Genomic DNA, 19,012 nt, shown 5'->3' with positions numbered 1-19,012 from the left:
CTCCGCCGAAGGAGTCCTCCATGGTCCGACGGTTGCTCGTCCTGCTCTCCGCGACCGCCCTGGCGCTCGGCGTCGTGCCGCCCGCACACGCCGCCCAGGGCGAGGTGTACGTGGCGCTCGGCGACTCCGCCGCGTCGGGTCCCCTGGTGCCCAACCAGGTCGTGCCCGACCTCGGGTGCTGGCGTTCCGACCACAACTACGCCCATCTGACCGCCCAGGCCATCGGCGCCGCCACCTTCAGGGACGTCACCTGCTCCGGCGCCAAGACCCGCGACATGTACAACTCCCAGGGCACCGACCTCGGCAGCGTCGCGCCCCAGCTCGACGCGCTCAGCTCGGACACCACCCTGGTCACGGTGCAGATCGGCGCCAACGACGTCGGCCTGACCGGCTTCATCGAGGACTGCCTCAACCTGCTGCCCCCGCCCATCGGCGACGCCTGCAACGACGACTACGTCGTCAACGGCCAGGACTCCTGGCGGGTCAAGACCGACGCGCTGCGGCCCAAGCTGACCACGCTGGTGACCGACATCCGCGCCCGCGCCCCGCGTGCCCGGATCTTCATGGTCGGCTACGCCACCTACGCCCCGCCGAACGGCTGCTACCCGACCGTCCCGATCATCAAGGCCGACGCCAACTACATCCGCGCCACGCTCCAGTACTTCAACCAGATGCTGGCCGAGCAGGCCGCCGCCGCGGGCGTGTCGTTCGTCGACCTGCAGACGCCGAGCGTGGGCCACGACCCGTGCAAGGCTCCCGGCGTGCGCTGGATCGAGCCGTACGTGCCGGCCTCGCCCGCCGCCCCGTTCCACCCCAACGGTCTCGGGATGCGCAACTTCGCCACCGTGGTGACCGCCGCGGTGTCCGGGGTCTGAACGCTCCGAATCGCGCGACGGGAGCCGTCCCCGCCCGGGGGCGGCTCCCGGTCACTTGCGGTGCTGGCGTCTGGCGGCCAGGGCGGCGCCGATGCGTTGCAGGTGGGCCGGGTCCACGGGGTCGAGGCCGGTCAGGCTGACGGCCCTGCGCAGGCGGTAGTCGACCGTGTTGGGGTGCACGTGCAGCAGCTCGGCCGTACGGCGGCGGTCGAGGCCGGTGTCCAGGTAGACCGTGAGCGTCCTGAGCAGGTCGGGGTTGTCGAGCAGCGGGTCGAGCAGCCCGGCGAGCACGGCGGTGGCCTGGCTCGGCCGGGTGAGCTGGTACTCCAGCAGCACGTCGGCCAGCCGGTAGGCGCCCGGCGGCTGCTCGAAGACCCGCACCACCTCCAGGACCTCCTCGGCCAGCTTGACCGCCTCCGGCACCCCGGGCGGCGCGGCGATCTCGGCCGCCGCCCACACCGGCACCCCGGCCGCCTTGGCCATCGCGGCGGCCGTCTCGCCGACCTCGTACCAGTCGGGGTCCTCGCCGGTGATCGGCACGAACACCAGGCCGCCTGTCGTGTCCAGCACCGACAGCACCGGCTCGGCCGCGCCCCGCTGGAGCGCCGTCCTGATCCGGTGGAGCTTGCGGCGGCCCGCGATCGACCCGCCCGGCTCGTCGCTCTCCTCGTCGGGATGCCGGCCCACGGCGAGCGCCAGCACCAGGTAGCGCGGGGCCAGCCGGACCCCGGCCAGAGCCGCCCGGTCGCCGCCCAGCAGCGCGGAAACGGCGGCGTGCAGCGCGTGCTGCTCGTGGCTGAGCATCCCCTCGCGCTCCTCCAGGTACGCGGTGCACACGGCGGCCGTCACCGACTCCGTGTAGAGCAGGATCAGGCGGTTGGCCGCCAGCACGTCCTCGAAGTCGGCGGGCGTGGCCGCGGCGAACAGGTGCTCCCACACCTTGCGCGCGCCCAGGTGGTAGGCGGCCAGCAGGGCCTCCAGCGGCACGCCCTCCTGGGCCCGGCGGGCCGCCGACGAGCGCAGCGGGGCCAGCTCGGCCCTGGTGGGCGGGCGGCGGTCGCGGAACATGCGGGCGATCAGCCGCAGGTTGTGCTCGGTGATGACGGTGATCTCGCCGTCGAGCTCCTCCCTCGGCAGCCGCCGGTAGAGCGGGATCTCCTCGGCGAAGCCGCGGACGAGCTGCCTGGCCAGCTTGGCGGTCTGGCGTTCGAGCAACTCGTGCGCGACGCACCCGGCCAGGGTGAGGGCAGGGACCACGTTCGAAACCCTCCCAGAACATCCGGCGTCAGTGAAGGCCCCGCCGGCGTGCGGCGGGGCCCTGCGCAGGTCAGGCCGCCTGGGGTCACTGCCTGGTCAGCTTGAGCCGGACGGTGTAGGTGTAGTCCGTCTCGTCGGTGCCCTCGACGATGGTCGTCTCGGTCGTGTCCGCGCCGACGGCCAGGCCCGCGCAGACCGAGCCGCGCGCGGTGGCCTTGCCCAGGCTGTCGCCCTCGCCCACGATCGGCGGGGTGACCTCGCGCAGGTCGAACTTGACGTCCTCGCTGCCCACCAGGAGCGTGGACGGGTACTCGAAGTCGGCCGGGTCGCCGTCGCCGCCGGTCTTCATCGAGAAGTAGTTCGCGCTGAACCTGGGGAACAGGTTCCCGTCGACCTTGAAGCGGAGCTCGTCCTTGCCGTCGCGTTCGGCCACGTTGTTGGCGTCGATGTCGTACAGGGTGATGACGCAGGAAGCGGTGGTGGCGGCGGTCGTGGCGGTGGCCGTGGCGGTGGCCGGGCCCGCGGTCAGGGCCGTGGGGGCGGCGACGCCGGCGGCCAGGGCGAGCGTGGCGATCAGTCGGTGAGCGTGCATGCTGTCGTGTCCTTCGGTCCGTGCCTCGCGGCTCTCGCGAAGCCGGTCCCAGAGTGCGGACGGCGTCGTGAGCACATCGTGAGAGCACAGGTCAGTGGCGCGGAACACGCGCTGTCTGTGGCTTTTGGCGCGGTCTGTCCGGGCGGGCGCGCCTACTGTCGTCCGCCATGGGAGAGTCGCTGACCCTGCTGCTGCTCGGGCCGCCCGACCTGGCCGTCGGGGGCGCGCCGGTGGGCCTGCGTGCGGCCAAGTCCAGGGCGCTGCTGTGCTACCTCGCCACCACGACCGGGCCGCGGTCGCGGCCGGAGCTGGCCGCGCTGCTGTGGGGCGAGCGCCCGGACGCCAACGCGCGCGGCAGCCTGCGGCTGGCCCTGTCGGAGCTGCGCAGGGAGGTGGGCGGCTGGCTCGACATCACCCGCGACCACGTCCGCTTCCTCGGCGACCGGGACGGCTGCTTCGTGGACCACCGGCAGCTCATGGCGGCCTCGACGGTCCAGCAGGCGCTGCGCCTGTGGCGCGGGGAGTTCCTGGACGGCGTCTGCGTCGAGGCCCCCGCCTTCGCGGGCTGGCTGGCGGAGGAGCGCGGCCGGGTGCGCGCGCTGCTGCGCGACCTGCTCACGCAGGCCGGGGCCGACGGTTCCGCGCAGGTGGTGCGGCTGGCGCGGATCGTGGCGGCGCTGGACCCGTTCGACGAGGAGGCGCACCGGCTGCTGATGGCGTCCCTGGCCGGGGCGGGGAACCGGGCGGCGGCGCTGGCCTGCTACGACGACCTGCGCCACCGGCTGGCCGCCGAACTGGGCGTCGCCCCCGCCCCGGAGACCCAGGCCCTGCGCCGCGACCTGCTCCCCCGCCGCACCACCGCCGCGACGGCCGGCCCCGGCCCCGCCCGCCCGGCCGGGGCTGGGCGGGCGGCCCTGCCCGTTCCCGGTTCCGCGCTGGTCGGGCGCGCGGACGAGGTCCGGCGGGTGCGCGCGCTGGTGGCGGGGCGGCGGCTGGTGACGCTGGTCGGGCCCGGAGGGGTCGGCAAGACCCGGCTGGCCGTCGCGGCCGCCGCCGTTCGTGACGGCCGGGAGGTGGCGTTCGTCTCGTTCGTGGGCGTACGTCCCGAGGCCGCGGTCACCACGCTGGCCCGCCGCCTCGGCGTGGACCTCTCGCCGCCGCGTCCCGCCCTCGACCTCCTGCTGTCCGCCCTCGCCGGACGCCGGCTCCTCCTCGTCCTGGACAACCTGGAGCACCTTCCCGGCTTCGACGCGGTCGTGGGCGAGATCCTGCGCGCCGCGCCCGGCGTACGGGTCCTGGCGACCAGCCGGCGGCGTCCCGACCTGCCCGGCCAGGTGGCCGTCGAGGTGGCGGGGCTGCCGGGGCCGGCCGCCGAGGCGCTGTTCGCGGCCAGGGCGGTGCAGGCGCAGCCGTCCTTCGACCCCGACGCCGAAGCCGCCATGGTGGCCGCGATCTGCGCCGCCACCTGTGGCTTCCCTCTGGCCATCGAGCTGGCGGCCGGGCTGCTGCGCGCCGTCCCGTGCGCGGAGCTGGCCCGGCGGCTCGGCGTGGACCTGGAGCTCCTCACGGCCGGCGGTCCCGCCGTCCGTCCGCGGCACGCGTGCATGAGGACGGTCTTCGAGACGTCCTGGAGCCTGCTCGGGCCGCCGGAGCGGGCGGCGCTGGCGGCGCTGTCGGTGTTCGGCGGCGGCTGTACGCTGCCGCACGCGTTGGAGGTCGCCGGCACGACCCCGCGGGTGCTGGTCCGCCTGGTCGACCAGAGCATGCTGCACCTCACCCCGGCCGGACGGTACGCGGTCCACCCGCTCGTCCAGCAGTTCGCCGCCGCCCGCCTGGCCGAGGACCCGGCCACCCGCGACGCGGTGCGGAGGCGGCACGCCGCCTGCTTCGCCCGCCTGCTCGACCGGCACGCCACGGCGCTGCAGGACGCGTCGGACACCGAGGCCGTCCGGGTGCTCGGCGCCGACCTGGACAACATCAGGACGGCCTGGGCCGCCTCGGGCGACCCCGCCTTCCTCGACCACTACTGGACGTTGTGCCTGCGGTTACGCCTGTACGAGGAGTCGGCGGCCGTCGTGGGGCGGCGGCTGGAGAGCGGCGTGGACGTGCCGTGCCTGCGGGCGCGGTGGTCGCGGATGGCGGGGGTCAGCGCGTACCAGCTGGCCCGGGAGGGGGAGGCGGCCCACCTGGCCAGAGCCGCACTGACCACCCTCGGCGAACCACTCCCCACCGGCCCGGCCGGGGCCGTCGTGGGTGTGCCGGCTGCCGCCGTGCGGCAGGTCGTCCATCGCCTGGCGCCGCCGCGGCGGACGGACGCGGCCGGCGCGGAGGCCGCCCAGGCGCTCACGTTGCTGGCCCGGCTCGCCTACCACCAGCAGGACCTGCCGACGATGCTGGTGGCCTCGCTCCGCCAGCTCAACGCCGCCGAACGCGCGCCGGACCCCGCCCTGCGGGCCGAGGCGTACGCGAACTTCGCGACGATCGCCCGGATCGCGGGCCGCCACGGACTCGCCGCCCGCTACGGCGGACTCGCCGACCGGGCACTGGACGGCGTCCCCCACCCGACGGAGGCGGCCAGCCGGGCACGACTCGCGCGCGGGCTGGACCAGCTCCACTCGGGCGCGTTCGGGGCGGCCCGCCGCTCGTTCGCCGAGGGACGGGCCCGGACGCTGGACCCCCGGATGGCGGAGAACTGCGCGGGCATGCTGGCCGAGACCGCCCTGTGGGAGGGGAAGTTCGCCGAGGCGGCGGAGCTGTTCGCCGAGACCGAGGAGCTGTCGGTCGGACGCGTCGGCGGGGACGACATCGGCCGCCACTGGTGCCTGGCGGGCCGCGCGGAGGCGCTGCTGCGGCTCGACGACGTGCCCGCCGAGCGGATCGCGGAGGTGCTGGCGGCGGCCCGCGCGTCCGTGGCACGGCGGCGCGCCCTCGCCGCCCGGCTCGGCCTCCATGACAGCCCGTCCCTGCACACCATCCAGTCCCTACGCCTCCTGACCGCCACCACCCGCCTCACCACCCTTCCCCACCAGCCGGCGATGACCGCAGCGGCACCGGTGAGCGCGGCGGCACCGGAAGGGGCGACGGCCGCGCAGGTCCCGGAGGGTGGGGCGGCCTCGGGGGTTCTGGTGGCGGTTGCCGTCGCTGAGGTGCGGGGGGCGCTGGTTCGGGCGCTCGTGATGGCGGACGGGTTGCCGTCGGCGCAGCCCGGCATGCTGGAGTGCTGGTCGGGGCTGGCGGAGCTGCTGTGGCACGTACGCGACCACGTGGACCGCGCGACCGCCCGCCGCCTCCACGCCCACCTGACCCGCTACCTGGCCCGCAACCCCGGCGCCGCGGCCAGGATCGGGTGGGCGCGCGCCCTGGCGCTGGCCGCCGCGGGCAGGAGACGGGCCGCCGTCCGGGCCGCCGAACAGGCGGTGGCCGCCGCCGACCGCCTGGCCACCGCCTACGACCACCGCAGGGCCACCGACCTCCTCCACCACCTGACATCCGGCCTGTCACGCTCCCCGGCCCGTGACAGGCGGAGCTGTCACGATCCGGCCCGTGAGGCAGGGCTGTCACGATCCCCCGGCAGGTGAAGCGGCCCCGGCCGTGAAAGTTTCAGGGTGTTCGGGACTGATCGGGTGCAGCCGTTGACGGGGCGGCGGTGGGCAAGGAGGATCGGGTTCGCTCCATTGGGAGCGCTCCCAACCCCCCGAAGGACCTCCATGACCCGATGCCGGGCCGCGCTGCTGGCCCTCCTCACCATGGTCGCCCTGTCCCCCGCCGCGTCCGCCCGCGCCGCCGACGAGGGACCCGAGCAGATCGTGAACGGCACCTTCGACGCCGGCACCGCCCCCTGGTGGAGCACCGGCAACACCACCCTGACCATCGACGGCGGCAGGCTGTGCGCCGACGTCCCCGGCGGCACCGCCAACCCCTGGGACGTCATCATCGGCCAGGACGGCGTCCCGCTGGTCGCCGGCGACACCTACGCCTACAGGTTCTCGGCCTCCGCCACCCCCGCCAAGGTCGGCAAGGCCCTGATCCAGCTCCCCGTGGACCCGTGGACGCAGTACCTGTCGGCCGCCCCGGAGCTGAGCGTCTCGGGCGACGACTACTCCTACACCTTCACCGCCCCGGTCTCGCTGCCGAACGCCCAGGTGGCGTTCCAGCTGGGCGGCAGCGCCGAGCCCTGGAGGTTCTGCATGGACGACGTGTCGCTCAAGGGCGGCGCCGAGCCCGAGGTCTACGAGCCGGACACGGGCCCGCGCGTCCGCGTGAACATGGTCGGCTACCTGCCCTCGGGCCCCAAGAAGGCCACCCTGGTCACCGAGGCCACCACACCTCTGGACTGGGAGCTGCGGAACGCCGCGCAGGAAAGGGTCGCGAACGGACGTACCGTCCCCAAGGGCATGGACGCCAGCTCCGGCCAGAACGTGCACATCATCGACTTCGGCGCCTACGCCAAGCCCGGCCAGGGCTACACGCTGACCGCCGACGGCGAGACCAGCAGGCCGTTCGACATCGGCGCGGACGTGTACGACTCCCTCCCCACGGACGCGCTGAAGTTCTACTACACCCAGCGCAGCGGCATCGAGATCCTCGACAGCCTGCGCCCCGGCTACGGACGCCCGGCCGGCCACGCGGGCACGTCCCCCAACCAGGGCGACACGGACGTGCCCTGCCAGGCGGGCGGCTGCGACTACACCCTGAACGTCAAGGGCGGCTGGTACGACGCCGGCGACCACGGCAAGTACGTCGTCAACGGCGGCATCGCGGTGCACCAGCTGATGGCGGCCTACGAGCGCGACCGGGCCGCCTTCACCGACGGCCAGCTCAAGATCCCCGAGAGCGGCAACGGCGTCCCGGACGTGCTGGACGAGGCCCGCTGGGAGCAGGAGTTCATCCTGAGCATGCAGGTGCCGGACGGCGAACCGTACGCGGGGATGGCCCACCACAAGGTGCACGACCAGAACTGGACCGGCCTGCCGCTGCTGCCGCACCTCGACCCGCAGAAGCGCGAGCTGCACCCGCCGTCCACGGCCGCGACGCTCAACCTGGCCGCGACGGCGGCGCAGGCGGCCCGGCTGTTCGCGCCCTACGACGCGGCGTTCGCGGCGCGGAACCTCAAGGCGGCGCGCAAGGCGTGGACGGCGGCGAAGGCGAACCCGGCCCGGTACGCCAGCCCCGCCGACGGCGTGGGCGGCGGCGCCTACGACGACGCCGACGTGACCGACGAGTTCTACTGGGCGGCGGCCGAGCTCTACCTCACGACGGGCGAGAAGGAGTTCGCGGACTTCGTGCTGGCCTCGCCGCACCACACCGGCGACATCTGGCGCGAGCGCGGCTTCGACTGGGGCAACACCGCCCAGCTCGGCCGGCTGGGCCTGGCGACCGTGCCCAACGCGCTGCCGGGCCGGGACAAGGTGCGGCAGTCGGTCGTCGAGGGGGCCGACAAGTACCTGGCGGTGCAGCGGGCGCACCCGTACGGGCTGCCGTACGCGCCGGCGGACTTCGACTGGGGCTCCAACAACCTGGTCCTCAACAACCTGGTCGTCATGGCCACCGCCTACGACCTGACCGGCGAGGAGAAGTACCGGGCCGCCGTCCGGGAGGGCATGGACTACCTGCTCGGCCGCAACGCGCTCAACATCTCCTACGTCACCGGCTACGGCGAGGTCTCCGCCCAGAACCAGCACAGCCGCTGGTACGCCCACCAGCTCGACCACGCACTGCCCCACCCGCCGCGCGGCTCGCTGGCCGGCGGCCCCAACTCCGCCATCCAGGACCCGGTCGCCCAGCGGCTGCTGCGCGGCTGCAAGCCGCAGTTCTGCTACGTCGACGACATCGAGTCCTGGTCCACCAACGAGCTGACCATCAACTGGAACTCGCCGCTGGCGTGGGTCTCGGCGTTCCTGGCGGACAAGGGCGAGCGGTCCGCCTGCCGGGTGCGCTACTCGGCGCACGGCTCGTGGCCCGGCGGCTTCACCAGCCAGATCGTGATCGAGAACACCGGCCGGGAGAGCGTGAACGGCTGGACCCTGAGGTGGTCGTTCCCCGGCGGCCAGCGGATCAAGGAGGGCTGGGGGGCCGAGCTCGCCCAGTCCGGGGCGGTGGTGACGGCGCGGAGCCTCGGCTACAACGGCCGGATCAGGCCCGGCGGGTCCGTGACGTTCGGCTTCGTCGGCACGCACGCCTCGGGCCCCAACCCGGCCCCGGAGGTCTTCCGCCTCAACGGCGACCGCTGCCGGTGACGCGCGACGCGGGCGGCCCTTGCGGGGGTCCGCCCGCGTTGCCCACACTCCGTTGAACGGAATACTGTCTCCCCCATGCCCAGGGGAACCTCAGAAGTCAGCGAGCCGATGTACTTCGTGCTCGCCGCGCTGCGCGCCGGCCCGCTGCACGGCCACGCGATCAGCAAGTCGGTCAAGGAGCTGTCCGGCGGCCGGGTGCAGCCCTCCGTCGGCACGCTCTACGGCATCCTGGAACGCCTCAACGAGCGCGGCGTCATCACCGTCGACCGCGAGGAGACGGTGAACGGGCGCAACCGGCGCTACTTCCGGATCACCGACGAGGGCCAGGCGCTGGTGGAGGCGGAGGCGAGACGCATGCAGGCGGCCGCCTCGCTCGTCCTGCGGCCGTCGGCCGGATGACGGCCGTCGGGTCCGCGCGAGCCGCGTCCGCGCTCGAACGGCGTTACCGCAGGCTCCTGCTCGCCTATCCCAGGACCTACCGCGCGGCCCATGGTGACGAGCTGCTCGACGTGCTGCTCGAATCGGCCGCGCCGGGGCGGCGCGTCCCGGTGCCGCGCGAGGCGTGGGGGCTGCTCAGGGGCGGGGTGCGCAGCCGGATCGTCCACCTGGCGAGCGGCAGCCCCTGGCAGGACGGCGTGCACCTCGCCGTCACCGCCATCGCGGCGGCGAACCTGGCCGCCCTGCTGCCCTACGCCGGCACGCTGCCGCTCTGGACGCTGCTGTCGGCGCTCACGCTGCTGGCGACCGCTCGCGGACGGCTGCGCACGGCGGCGGCGCTGACGCTGCTCACCGGGGCCAAGGCGGTGGCGCTGGCCGGCGGGTGGTGGCAGCCGTTCGACACGACGCTGTTACCGGTCTATCCGACGTTCCTCCAGGTCCGGCCGTTGTTCATGGACAGCGACCCCTACCTGGTGGCGGGCACCTACGCGGTGGCGCTGGCCGGCCTGCTCGTGCTGCGGCGGGCGCCGCGCACGAGGTCGTGGTGGTGGTGGGCGGCGGTCGTCGCGGCGAGCTGGGCGGGCCCCGAGTGGATGGAGGACTCCACGAGGTTCCCGCTCAGCCTGAGCAGGCTGGTCGTGGAGGCGGCGGCGTTCGGGCTGGCGGCGGGGAGCGCCTACCTGGCCCGCGACCACCGGTGGACGCTGGCGGCGGCGATCTACCTGGCGACGGCGTCGGGCGAGCTGGTGCTGCACTCCGACGCCCTGACCCGGCAGCACCTGGCCTACTGGGGGGTGCTCGCGCTGCTGGTCGTGGGGGCCGCCTTCGCGCCCTTCCGCCAGCGGCGGCATTGCCTGGATTGACCATACTTCGTTAAACGGAGTATGGTCTCCGCCATGCTCAAGAGATCCCGCCTGGCCATCGCCATGTCGCTCTCGGCGGCCGTGCTCTGCGGCTGCGGGGGCGCCGCCGAGCCGACCGGCGGCGCCGAGACCGCCCAGCCGTCGCAGGCCGCCGCCGCCAAGGACAAGAAGCACCAGTTCGAGGCGGCCAAGGCCGACTGCATGAAGCAGAAGGGCTTCACGTACATGCCGTACGTGAAGCCCGAGGACAAGAGCGAGGACGAGCGCAAGCGCAACTCCGGCGACTACCAGGCGATGAAGAAATATCGCGCCAAATACGGATTCGGCGTTTTCGCCCTGCAGGTCTACCCCGGGGAGCTGGAAGGCCCCGGCGGCAAGAACGACCCGGACCCCAACATGAAGATCCAGGCAGACCTCTCCACCGCCCAGCTCACCGCCTACCACAAGGCCAAGGACGCCTGCGTCGTCACGGCCGCCAAGCAGGTCCTCGGCCTCACACTGAAGTCGAACATCGACTACTTCTCCCAGATGGCCATCGCCCACAGGCGGGCGAAGGCCACCGAACTGGACGGTGACCCCGAGCTGGTGGAGCTGGCCGGCCCCATGGCCGCCTGCCTCAAGGGCAAGGGCTACTCGGTGGCCGACGCCAAGCCGTCGGCGCTCAACCAGCGCGGGGAGCGGGAGTTCATGCGCCGGCAGGACAAGCTGGGCCGCCAGCAGCAGAAGAACCTCCCCGAAGCCCCGAAGATGACCAAGGACACCGAGCAGTTCCACATGCCGGCGCTCACCCCCGACGCCGCCCGGCCGTACCTGGTCCAGGAGGTCAAGGCGGCGCTGGACGACCTGGAGTGCGGCAAGGACTTCTACGCGGCCTACACGCCGAAGGAGACCGCCGTCCAGCGGAAGATCAACGACCGGTTCGCGTTCTGACGTCCTCATGAGATCCCCACGCAGGCTTGCGGCCGTCGTGCTCGCCGGGGTCGTGCTCGTCGCCCTGGCCGGGTGGGCGGTGAGCACCCGGCTGCGCTCGCCGGCCGACGAGGCGAGCAGGCGCGCCGCGCCCACACCGTCCCTGGTCACCGCCGCCGTCGAGCGGCGCAGGCTGGTCAGCACCGTCGTGGTCAACGGCACCCTCGAATACGGCTCGCCGCTGCCGGTCGGCCTGGCCGGGGCCGTCGGCGGCGCGTCCGAGCTGCAGCGGGCCACCAGGGCGCCGCGTCCCGGCCGCATCGCCGAGGGCGGGGTGCTGATGGAGGTCAACGGCCGGCCGGTGTTCGTCCTGCGCGGCTCGGTGCCGATGCACCGCACGATCACGCCGGGCAGCGAGGGCGACGACGTCACCCAGCTGCAGCGGGCGCTGCGCAGGCTGGGGCACCGCGCGCCGTCCACCGGCGTCTTCGACCGGGCCACGGTCGCCGCGCTCACCCGGCTCTACGCGGCCAAGGGGTACCAGGCCCAGCGGCCCACCCTCGCCGACCGGCAGACCTACGAGACGCTGCGCAAGGCCGTACGGACCGCCAAGGAGACCCTGGCGGCCGAGCAGCAGGCGCTCGACCGGGGACGTGACGTGCTGCCGCTCAAGCTCAGGCTGAAGAACGCCAGGACCGGGCTCACGGCGGCCCGCCGCGCCCTGGCCGAGGCCCGGTCCCAGGAGCTGCCGCCGGCCGACGAGGCCCGGCTGTCGGCCGCCGACTCGGCGGTGCGGGCGGCCGAGGAGCGGCTGCTGGAGGCCGAGCAGGCCCTCGCCGCCGCCCGCACCCGCCCCACGAGCGCGCCCACGGCGGCCGCCACCGATGCCCCCACCAATGCCCCCACCAATGCCGCCACCGCTGCCCCCACTGCGGCCCCCACCGGCACGCCCGCGCCCGCGCCCGCCGCCACGGCCGCTCCCCAGCCCACGGCCTCGCCCGCCGACACGCGGCTGCTGGAGCTGCGGGTGGCCAACGCCCGCGCCGACCTGTCGGCCGCCCAGGAGGCCCGCGACCTGATCGTCAAGGAGGCCGAGCAGGCCCGCGCGGCCCGGGTCGAGCAGCTGCGCGCGGCCGTGCGCACCGCCCAGGAGACGCTGGCGACCGCCGAGCAGGCGCTGCGCCAGGCCAGGCAGCTCTCCCCCGCCCGGCTCAAGGTGACCGGCGCCCGCGCGGACGTGGCGGCGGCCGAGGAGATGCTGGCCGAGTACTCCCGCACGTACGGGGTCTCGATCCCGCCCGGCGAGGTGGTGTTCCTGCCGAAGCTGCCGGCCCGCGTGCGCAAGGTGTCGGTGAAGGCGGGGCAGCGCGTCGAGGGGGAGGTCGCCACCGTGACGAGCTCGTCGTTCGCGGTCACGGCGTCGGTCGAGGCGGCGGAGTCGGAGCTGCTGCGGGCGGGCATGCCCGCGACCGTCGAGCTGGACACCGGCCGGTCGTACCCGGCCCGGCTGACCGCCGTGGGCGACAAGGCGAGGGTGCCGGGCTCCGCGGCGGCCGAAGGCGGGGCGCAGCCCGTCCTGATCACGCCGGGCCCGGCCAGGGGGCTCAAGGCCGGGACCGCGGTGACGGCGCGGATCACCGTGGGGGCGACGAAGGACCCCGTCCTGGTGGTGCCCGTGGCGGCCGTGATCACCTCGGCCGACGGCAGGGCCCGGGTCCGGGTCGAGTACGCCACCGACAGGACGAGGGACGTCGAGGTCCGCACCGGCCTGTCGGCCGACGGGAACGTCGAGGTCACCGGCGCGCTCAAGGAGGGCGACCGGGTGGTGGTCGGCGATGCCTGAGCGGCGGGCCGAGCCGGTCATCGAGCTGACGGGCGTGTGCCGGCTGTACGCCGCGCAGCCGCCGGTCCGCGCGCTCGACGGCGTCTCGCTGCGGGTGGGCCGCGGCGACCACGTGGCCGTCATGGGCCCGTCCGGGTCCGGGAAGTCCACCTTGCTGAACGTGCTCGGCCTGCTCGACCGGCCGGACTCCGGCAGCTACCGCCTCGACGGCGCCGAGACCACCACGCTCCCCGACGGCGTCAGGACCAGGTTGCGCGGCGACCGGATCGGCTTCGTCTTCCAGTCCTTCCACCTGCTCGCCCACCGCACTGTGGTGGAGAACGTGATGCTCGCCGAGCTCTACACCCGGCGGCCGCGCAAGGGCAGGCGGGAGCGGGCCCTGGCGGCGCTCGACCGCGTCGGCCTCGGACACCGTACGGGGTTCGCGCCCGGCCGGCTGTCCGGGGGCGAACGTCAGCGCACGGCCATCGCCAGGGCCCTCATGGGCTCCCCGTCGCTGCTGCTGTGCGACGAGCCGACGGGCAACCTCGACAGCCGCAACACCGAGGCGGTGCTCGACCTGTTCGACGAGCTGCGGCGGCAGGGCCTGACCATCGTCGTCATCACGCACGAGCAGGAGGTCGGCGCGCGCGCCGAGCGGCGGGTGCGGATCACCGACGGCGTGCTGGTGGAGGAGTGATGGACCTGCGCGACCTGGCCGGCGAGGCCGTCGCCGGCCTGCTGGCCCGGCCGCTGCGCACGGCGCTCACCACGCTCGGCACCGTGCTCGGCATCACCACCCTCGTCGTGACGCTCGGCGTGGCCGCCACCGCGGGCAACCAGGTCGTGGGCCACTTCGACGCGCTGGTGGCCACGGCCATCACCGTCGAGGTGCCCGGCATGCCGGGCGCCCCCCTGGTGACCTGGGACGCGGTCGACCGGCTGACCAGGCTGCGCGGCGTGGAGTCGGCCGCCGCGCTGTCGGAGAGCGAGGACACCGCGAACCTGTCCGTGCGCTCCAACGACATCGTCGATCCGGCGCGCATCACCACGCAGTCGCTGCCCGTGGTCGCCGCGACCACCGGCCTTCCCGGAGCCCTGCGCGGCACGATGCTGCGCGGCAGGTTCTACGACGCCGGGCACGTCCGGCGCGGCGACCGGGTGGCGGTGCTCGGCGACCAGGCGGCCAGGCTGCTCGGGATCACCCGGCTCGACGGGGCGCCCGCGGTCTTCATCGGCAGCCACGCGTACACGGTGATCGGCGTGCTCGGCGGGCTGCGCCGGGAGCGCGACCTGGGCGCGGCCGTGTTCGTGCCGCCGACCGCCGGGGCCCGGTTCGGGCTGCGGACGGTCACCAGGGTGCTGGTCAACACCGGCCTGGGCGCCACCGCGCTGGTCGCGGGCCAGACGCCGGTCGCGCTCAGCCCCGGCAACGAGGACCTGCTCCAGGTGGTCGCGCCGCCCGGCCCCACCCGGGCCCGCGACGCCGCCCAGGACGACGTCAACGCGCTGTTCCTGATCCTCGGCCTGGTCTCGCTCGTCGTGGGCGCGGTCGGCATCGCCAACGTCACGCTCGTCACGGTGCTGGAACGGGTGCCCGAGATCGGGCTGCGCCGGGCGCTCGGCGCGGCGCGGCGGCACGTGGCCGCCCAGTTCCTGCTGGAGTCGACGCTGGTCGGGCTGGCCGGCGGCGTGATCGGCACGAGCCTCGGCGTGGTCGCCGTGGTCGCCGTCTCGGCCGCCAGGGAGTGGACGCCGCTCCTCGACGCGCGGCTCGCGCTGGCCGCGCCGGCGGCCGGGGCGGTGGTGGGGTTGCTGGCGGGGCTCTATCCGGCGCTGCGGGCGGCGAAGATGCAGCCGGTGGACTCTCTGCGATAGCGGTTCCGCCACTTATGATGTGCCCGACATATGGCGAAAAAAGCCCGGCGGGTGCTGCTCAGAGCGGTCAGACCGCTGCTCGTCAAGGCAGCGGTCCTGTCCGGGCTGCGCGGACGCGAGCGGACCCTCCTCCTGCTCAACCGCGCCCTGGTCTACCTCGCGCTGACCGCCGTGGTCGGCGCCGTCTACTTCGGGGTCGGCGCGCTCGACGCCCTGCTCGGCTCGTGGTCCGACCTGATCGCCGCGCTGGCCGCGGGCGCGCTGTTCCAGCCCGTACGGCTGCGCCTGCAGAGCGCCGCGGACCGGCTGTTCCGGTGGGAGCGCGACCCGTACCGGCTGGCCGACCGGGTGAGCCGGAGCGTGCAGGAGGCCAGGGGGCCGGCCGAGGCCCTGGCGTCGGCGGCCCACGCCGTCCGGCTGGCCCTGGGGGCGCCCGGCGTCGCGGTGGAGGTCGTCCTGCCCGGCGGACGGGTGCGCAGCGTCGTCGCGGGCGAGATGGGCCCGGCCCCCTCGGTCGAACGCCTGGTCTGGCACGGCAAGTCGATGGGCTGGCTGTCGGTCAGCGGCGAGCCGCGCGACCGGGCGCTGCTGGACATGCTGGCCAGGCAGCTCGCCGAGGTGGCCCACGCCGTACGGCTCAGCGCCGACCTGCAACGCTCGCGCGAGCGCATGATGGTCACCCGCGAGGAGGAACGCCGCGAACTCCGCCGCAACCTGCACGACGGACTCGGACCGGCGCTGACGAACCTGGCGATGAGCGTCGACCAGGCCCGGCTCAGCCTGGCCAGCGACCCTGGCTCGGTCGAGCCCCTGCTCAGCATGGCACGCAGGCAGATGACCGAGGCCATCGTGGACGTCCGCGACCTGGTGTACGGCCTGCGTCCGCCCGCGCTCGACGGCGCCGGGCTGGACGAGCTCGGCCTGGAGGGCGCCTTACGGCTGCTCGCCGACGCGCCCGGCCCGAGGGTGGACGTGGTGGTCTCGGGCTCGCTGGCCGACCTGCCGGCCGCGGTGGAGGTGGCGGCGTACAAGATCGCCCATGAGGCGGTGGCGAACGTGCGCCGGCACGCCCGCGCCACCACCGCCCTGATCAGGGTGGAGCGGCGCGACGGGCTCCGGCTGACGGTGTCCGACGACGGGATCGGGCTGCCCGAGCAGCGCCGCCAGGGGGCCGCCCTGATGCGCGGGCGGGCCGAGGAGGTGGGCGGCGTCTGCCGGCTGGACGTCCGCCCCGGCGGCGGCACCGAGGTCGTCGCGGAACTGCCGGTCAAGGAGCCACGATGACCCCTGACGACCACGACGATCCCGGTCCCGGTCCCGGTCCCGGCACGGACGGTCCCGGCGCGGACGGGCCCGGCGGCACGCGGGTGCGGCGGTGGCGGCTCGTGCTGGCGGTGGTGTGGACGGCTGCCGGGGCCTCGCTCGCGGCCGTGGTGACGGCGGCGGTGCTGGCGGCGCAGCTCGGCGGGCTGGCCGAGACGCAGGGGCTCGACCCGATCGGGCTGATGTTCCCGCCCGCCGGCGCGTTCCTGATCAGCCGGCGGCCCCGGCTGCTGGTCCCCTGGCTCATGTGGGCGACGGGCGTCGTCTGGTCGGCGTACTCGCTGCTGTTCGCGCTGACCGGCTGGATGTACTTCCACGCGCCCGGCCCGCTCCTGCCCTACGTCGCCTGGCCGGCCATCTGGTTGTGGCTGCTGCCGGTGCCCACGTTCACAGGGATCATGCCGCTGCTCTTCCCGGACGGACGGCTGCCGTCGAGGCGCTGGCGGCCGGTGCTCTACGGCAACCTGGTGCTCATGGCCGGGCACTCGCTGCTGCTCGGCCTGTCCCCCGACCCGTCGTTCGAGCTCGGGGTGCCGGTGGGCAACCCGTTCGGGGTGGCGGCGCTGGGCAGGGTCCCCGAGGTCGTGGAGTCGTGGATCGGGCCCCCGATGATCCTGCTGTGCCTGCTCGGCGTGGTCTCGCTGGGCTTCAGGTACCGGGCGGCGACGCCCGAGGTGCGCCGCCAGATCACCTGGTACTTCCACGCCATGGTGATCTTCGTCGTCTACTGGATCGCCAGCGCGGGCAACCAGGACACCTTCATCATCGCCGTACGGGTCTTCCTGGCCGCGGGCATCCCCATCGCGATCATCGCCGCCGTGCTGCGCCACCAGCTCTACGGCATCCGGCTCATCCTCAACCGCACGCTGGTGTACGGCACGCTCGCGGTCGGGGCCGGCCTCACGTACTCGGCGCTCATCTGGGCGTCCAACAGCCTGGCGGACGGCTACGGCGCGGCGGCGGGGCTCGCCTCCGCGATGGTCACCGGCGCGGCCTTCCATCCCGTGCGCCTGCGCCTCCAGCGCTCGGTGGACCGGCTGTTCAACGTGGAACGCGACCCGTACCGGGCGGCCGACCTGCTCAGCCGTACCGTGCAGCGGGCCGGGGACCCGGCGGGGGCGCTGGCCGAGGCGATCTCCGTCGTGCGCACGTCGCTGGTCGCCCGGGGGGTGGGCGTGGAGGTGCCGGGCGAGCCCGCGCTGTCGTTCGTGGACGGCGAGCTGGGCGCCCGATCGCGGTCCGTCGAGCTGACCTGGCACGGCGAGCCGGTCGGGCGGCTGCGGATCGCCGGGGCGCGGCCGGGTCGCGAGCCGCTGGACGTCATGGCCAAGCACCTGGCCGAGCTGGCGCACGCCGTACGGCTGAGCACCGACCTGCGGGACTCCCACGAGCGGATCAGCGCCACCCGCGACGAGGAGCGGCGCCGGCTGGGCAGGGAGCTGCACGACGGGCTCGGCCCCACGCTGACCAGCGTGACGATGACCCTGGACGAGGCTCGGCGGCGGCTGGAGCGCGACCCCGAGTCGGTGGAGGAGCTGCTGGTCCGGGTGCGCGAGGAGATGACCGGCACGCTGATGTCGGTGCGCGAGCTGGTGGACGGCCTGCGCCCGCCGGTGCTGGACGAGCTGGGCCTGGCCGGCGCCCTGCGCGCCTTCGGCCAGGCCCCGGGCCCCCGGGTCGAGGTCACCGTGCCCGCGTCCGCCGACGGTTCCGAAGGGCTGCTCGACGGGTTGCCGGCGGCGGTGGAGACGGCCGCGTACCGGATCGCGCAGGAGGCGCTGACGAACGTGCGCCGCCACGCCCAGGCCACGTCGGTGCTGGTCACGTTACGGCGGGAGGCCGGGGAGCTGCGGGTGTCGGTCGCCGACGACGGCACCGGCCTGCCCGACGAGCCGTCGCCGGGCGTGGGCCTGACGTCGATGCGCGAGCGGGCGGCCGAGATCGGCGGCACCTGCGCGATCGGCCCCCGGGCGGGCGGCGGCACCGAGGTGACCGCCGTCCTGCCGCTCACGCCGCCGGCCTAGGAGGTCAGGCTCGGACGCAGCGCGAGCAGCGCGCCGAGGGTGGCGTACCCGACGATCAGGTGGAAGCCGCCGATCCAGTTCGAGATCGACTCGCCGAACACGATGTACGCCGGCACCGTCACCACGGCCCAGCTCTCGGCGACGAGCGGCCACCACCGCAGCGCCCCGCGCCAGCGCCCGGCGAAGGCGATCTTGATGCCGATGGCCATCATGCCCAGCATGGACACCGGCCAGAACACGTCGAGCACCTGCATCACCGTCCCGTCCTGGAGGTCGTCGGGCAGGACGCCGTGCAGCAGGGACCAGACACCGGCCAGCCCGAGCAGCACCAGCTCGACCTTGAGCATCATCCTGGCGAAGCCGGACGTGCCCGTCGCGCGGGTCCGGATCTGCACGGCGAGCAGGGCGAAGAGGCCGAGCTGGAAGAGCAGCCCGGTCAGGTCGCCGACCCGCTCGCCGAACCCCTGGGCCTGCGTGCCGTAGACGAAGATGCTGGCGGTCCAGGCGAGCGTGCCGGCGCTGAGGGCGAGGCCGAGCCTGCGGACGGCGGCCGGGGCGATGGCGGGGCCTGCGGATGAGGGCGGGGTGGCGGGCACGTCGGTGCGGGCCCTGGCCGGGGTGGTGGTGATCTTGCCGTCCACGGGAGGTCCTTTCTCCTTGCGGGGATCTTGCGGGGATCTTGCGGGGATGTCGTGCCTCCAGGCTTCCGGCGGGCCGCCCCGGGCCGGCAGAGCCGCCGGTCCCGCCTCCGACGGGACTCCTGTCCCGGGACATGAGGACACGGCGTCGGGTGTA

14 protein-coding genes are annotated in these 19,012 nt (G+C 74.5%); 11 read left to right on the top strand and 3 right to left on the bottom strand.

The window, feature by feature from the left end; genetic code table 11:
- Nucleotides 1–20: 20 nt before the first annotated feature.
- Entirely contained in the window at nucleotides 21–875 is an 855-nt protein-coding gene (locus tag ACWEJ6_RS24355) for an SGNH/GDSL hydrolase family protein (protein ID WP_358291787.1), read from the top strand.
- A gap of 51 nt (nucleotides 876–926) precedes the next feature.
- Here the strand turns inward: ACWEJ6_RS24355 and ACWEJ6_RS24350 are convergent, their stop codons facing one another.
- Complete coding sequence (locus ACWEJ6_RS24350) at nucleotides 927–2,132, bottom strand: PucR family transcriptional regulator (protein ID WP_387671333.1); 1,206 nt, start codon at nucleotides 2,130–2,132, stop codon at nucleotides 927–929.
- Nucleotides 2,133–2,217: 85 nt separating this feature from the next.
- Entirely contained in the window at nucleotides 2,218–2,724 is a 507-nt protein-coding gene (locus ACWEJ6_RS24345) for a hypothetical protein (protein WP_452426357.1), read from the bottom strand.
- A 167-nt stretch (nucleotides 2,725–2,891) separates the two neighbouring features.
- Here ACWEJ6_RS24345 and ACWEJ6_RS24340 point away from each other — a divergent pair, with 167 nt between their 5' ends.
- The 10 genes from ACWEJ6_RS24340 to ACWEJ6_RS24295 all read left to right on the top strand — a co-directional run bounded on the left by ACWEJ6_RS24340 (nucleotide 2,892) and on the right by ACWEJ6_RS24295 (nucleotide 18,217).
- Nucleotides 2,892–6,302 carry an ATP-binding protein gene (locus ACWEJ6_RS24340; protein WP_452426355.1) on the top strand — a complete coding sequence of 1,137 codons (3,411 nt, stop codon included), beginning with the start codon at nucleotides 2,892–2,894 and terminating at the stop codon, nucleotides 6,300–6,302.
- A gap of 129 nt (nucleotides 6,303–6,431) precedes the next feature.
- Nucleotides 6,432–8,960, top strand: a complete 2,529-nt coding sequence (locus ACWEJ6_RS24335; protein ID WP_452426353.1) for a glycoside hydrolase family 9 protein — start codon at nucleotides 6,432–6,434, stop codon at nucleotides 8,958–8,960.
- A 75-nt stretch (nucleotides 8,961–9,035) separates the two neighbouring features.
- Entirely contained in the window at nucleotides 9,036–9,359 is a 324-nt protein-coding gene (locus tag ACWEJ6_RS24330) for a PadR family transcriptional regulator (RefSeq protein ID WP_189651648.1), read from the top strand.
- The gene (locus ACWEJ6_RS24325; RefSeq protein WP_452426350.1) at nucleotides 9,356–10,261 is read left to right on the top strand and encodes a hypothetical protein; all 906 of its coding nucleotides are present in this window, start codon (nucleotides 9,356–9,358) and stop codon (nucleotides 10,259–10,261) included. The genes ACWEJ6_RS24330 and ACWEJ6_RS24325 overlap by 4 nt, the downstream gene beginning before the upstream one ends.
- A 33-nt stretch (nucleotides 10,262–10,294) precedes the next feature.
- Nucleotides 10,295–11,191, top strand: coding sequence for a hypothetical protein (locus ACWEJ6_RS24320; RefSeq protein WP_452426348.1), 897 nt, complete (start codon nucleotides 10,295–10,297; stop codon nucleotides 11,189–11,191).
- 7 nt (nucleotides 11,192–11,198) lie between these two features.
- Entirely contained in the window at nucleotides 11,199–13,013 is a 1,815-nt protein-coding gene (locus ACWEJ6_RS24315; protein WP_452426346.1) for a peptidoglycan-binding protein, read from the top strand.
- Nucleotides 13,006–13,692 carry an ABC transporter ATP-binding protein gene (locus ACWEJ6_RS24310; RefSeq protein WP_449915359.1) on the top strand — a complete coding sequence of 229 codons (687 nt, stop codon included), beginning with the start codon at nucleotides 13,006–13,008 and terminating at the stop codon, nucleotides 13,690–13,692. The genes ACWEJ6_RS24315 and ACWEJ6_RS24310 overlap by 8 nt, the downstream gene beginning before the upstream one ends.
- The gene (locus tag ACWEJ6_RS24305; RefSeq protein ID WP_452426344.1) at nucleotides 13,692–14,870 is read left to right on the top strand and encodes an ABC transporter permease; all 1,179 of its coding nucleotides are present in this window, start codon (nucleotides 13,692–13,694) and stop codon (nucleotides 14,868–14,870) included. Before ACWEJ6_RS24310 ends, ACWEJ6_RS24305 begins: the two co-directional genes overlap by 1 nt.
- Before the next feature lie 30 nt (nucleotides 14,871–14,900).
- The gene (locus tag ACWEJ6_RS24300; RefSeq protein ID WP_452426342.1) at nucleotides 14,901–16,154 is read left to right on the top strand and encodes a sensor histidine kinase; all 1,254 of its coding nucleotides are present in this window, start codon (nucleotides 14,901–14,903) and stop codon (nucleotides 16,152–16,154) included.
- Complete coding sequence (locus tag ACWEJ6_RS24295) at nucleotides 16,151–18,217, top strand: sensor histidine kinase (protein ID WP_452426340.1); 2,067 nt, start codon at nucleotides 16,151–16,153, stop codon at nucleotides 18,215–18,217. The genes ACWEJ6_RS24300 and ACWEJ6_RS24295 overlap by 4 nt, the downstream gene beginning before the upstream one ends.
- Here the strand turns inward: ACWEJ6_RS24295 and ACWEJ6_RS24290 are convergent.
- Nucleotides 18,214–18,858, bottom strand: coding sequence for a hypothetical protein (locus ACWEJ6_RS24290; RefSeq protein ID WP_452426338.1), 645 nt, complete (start codon nucleotides 18,856–18,858; stop codon nucleotides 18,214–18,216). The genes ACWEJ6_RS24295 and ACWEJ6_RS24290 overlap by 4 nt on opposite strands.
- Nucleotides 18,859–19,012 lie beyond the last annotated feature (154 nt).

This window comes from Nonomuraea sp. NPDC004702, from assembly GCF_053601695.1.
This window is presented reverse-complemented; position numbering and strand designations above follow the sequence as displayed.

What these genes read in the sequence shown, in the direction of transcription:
- ACWEJ6_RS24355 (WP_358291787.1), top strand. Translation starts at nt 21, where the DNA reads ATGGTCCGACGGTTGCTCGTCCTGCTCTCCGCGACCGCCCTGGCGCTC.
- ACWEJ6_RS24345 (WP_452426357.1), bottom strand. Translation starts at nt 2,724, where the DNA reads ATGCACGCTCACCGACTGATCGCCACGCTCGCCCTGGCCGCCGGCGTC.
- ACWEJ6_RS24340 (WP_452426355.1), top strand. Translation starts at nt 2,892, where the DNA reads ATGGGAGAGTCGCTGACCCTGCTGCTGCTCGGGCCGCCCGACCTGGCC.
- ACWEJ6_RS24335 (WP_452426353.1), top strand. Translation starts at nt 6,432, where the DNA reads ATGACCCGATGCCGGGCCGCGCTGCTGGCCCTCCTCACCATGGTCGCC.
- ACWEJ6_RS24330 (WP_189651648.1), top strand. Translation starts at nt 9,036, where the DNA reads ATGCCCAGGGGAACCTCAGAAGTCAGCGAGCCGATGTACTTCGTGCTC.
- ACWEJ6_RS24325 (WP_452426350.1), top strand. Translation starts at nt 9,356, where the DNA reads ATGACGGCCGTCGGGTCCGCGCGAGCCGCGTCCGCGCTCGAACGGCGT.
- ACWEJ6_RS24320 (WP_452426348.1), top strand. Translation starts at nt 10,295, where the DNA reads ATGCTCAAGAGATCCCGCCTGGCCATCGCCATGTCGCTCTCGGCGGCC.
- ACWEJ6_RS24315 (WP_452426346.1), top strand. Translation starts at nt 11,199, where the DNA reads ATGAGATCCCCACGCAGGCTTGCGGCCGTCGTGCTCGCCGGGGTCGTG.
- ACWEJ6_RS24310 (WP_449915359.1), top strand. Translation starts at nt 13,006, where the DNA reads ATGCCTGAGCGGCGGGCCGAGCCGGTCATCGAGCTGACGGGCGTGTGC.
- ACWEJ6_RS24305 (WP_452426344.1), top strand. Translation starts at nt 13,692, where the DNA reads ATGGACCTGCGCGACCTGGCCGGCGAGGCCGTCGCCGGCCTGCTGGCC.
- ACWEJ6_RS24300 (WP_452426342.1), top strand. Translation starts at nt 14,901, where the DNA reads ATGGCGAAAAAAGCCCGGCGGGTGCTGCTCAGAGCGGTCAGACCGCTG.
- ACWEJ6_RS24295 (WP_452426340.1), top strand. Translation starts at nt 16,151, where the DNA reads ATGACCCCTGACGACCACGACGATCCCGGTCCCGGTCCCGGTCCCGGC.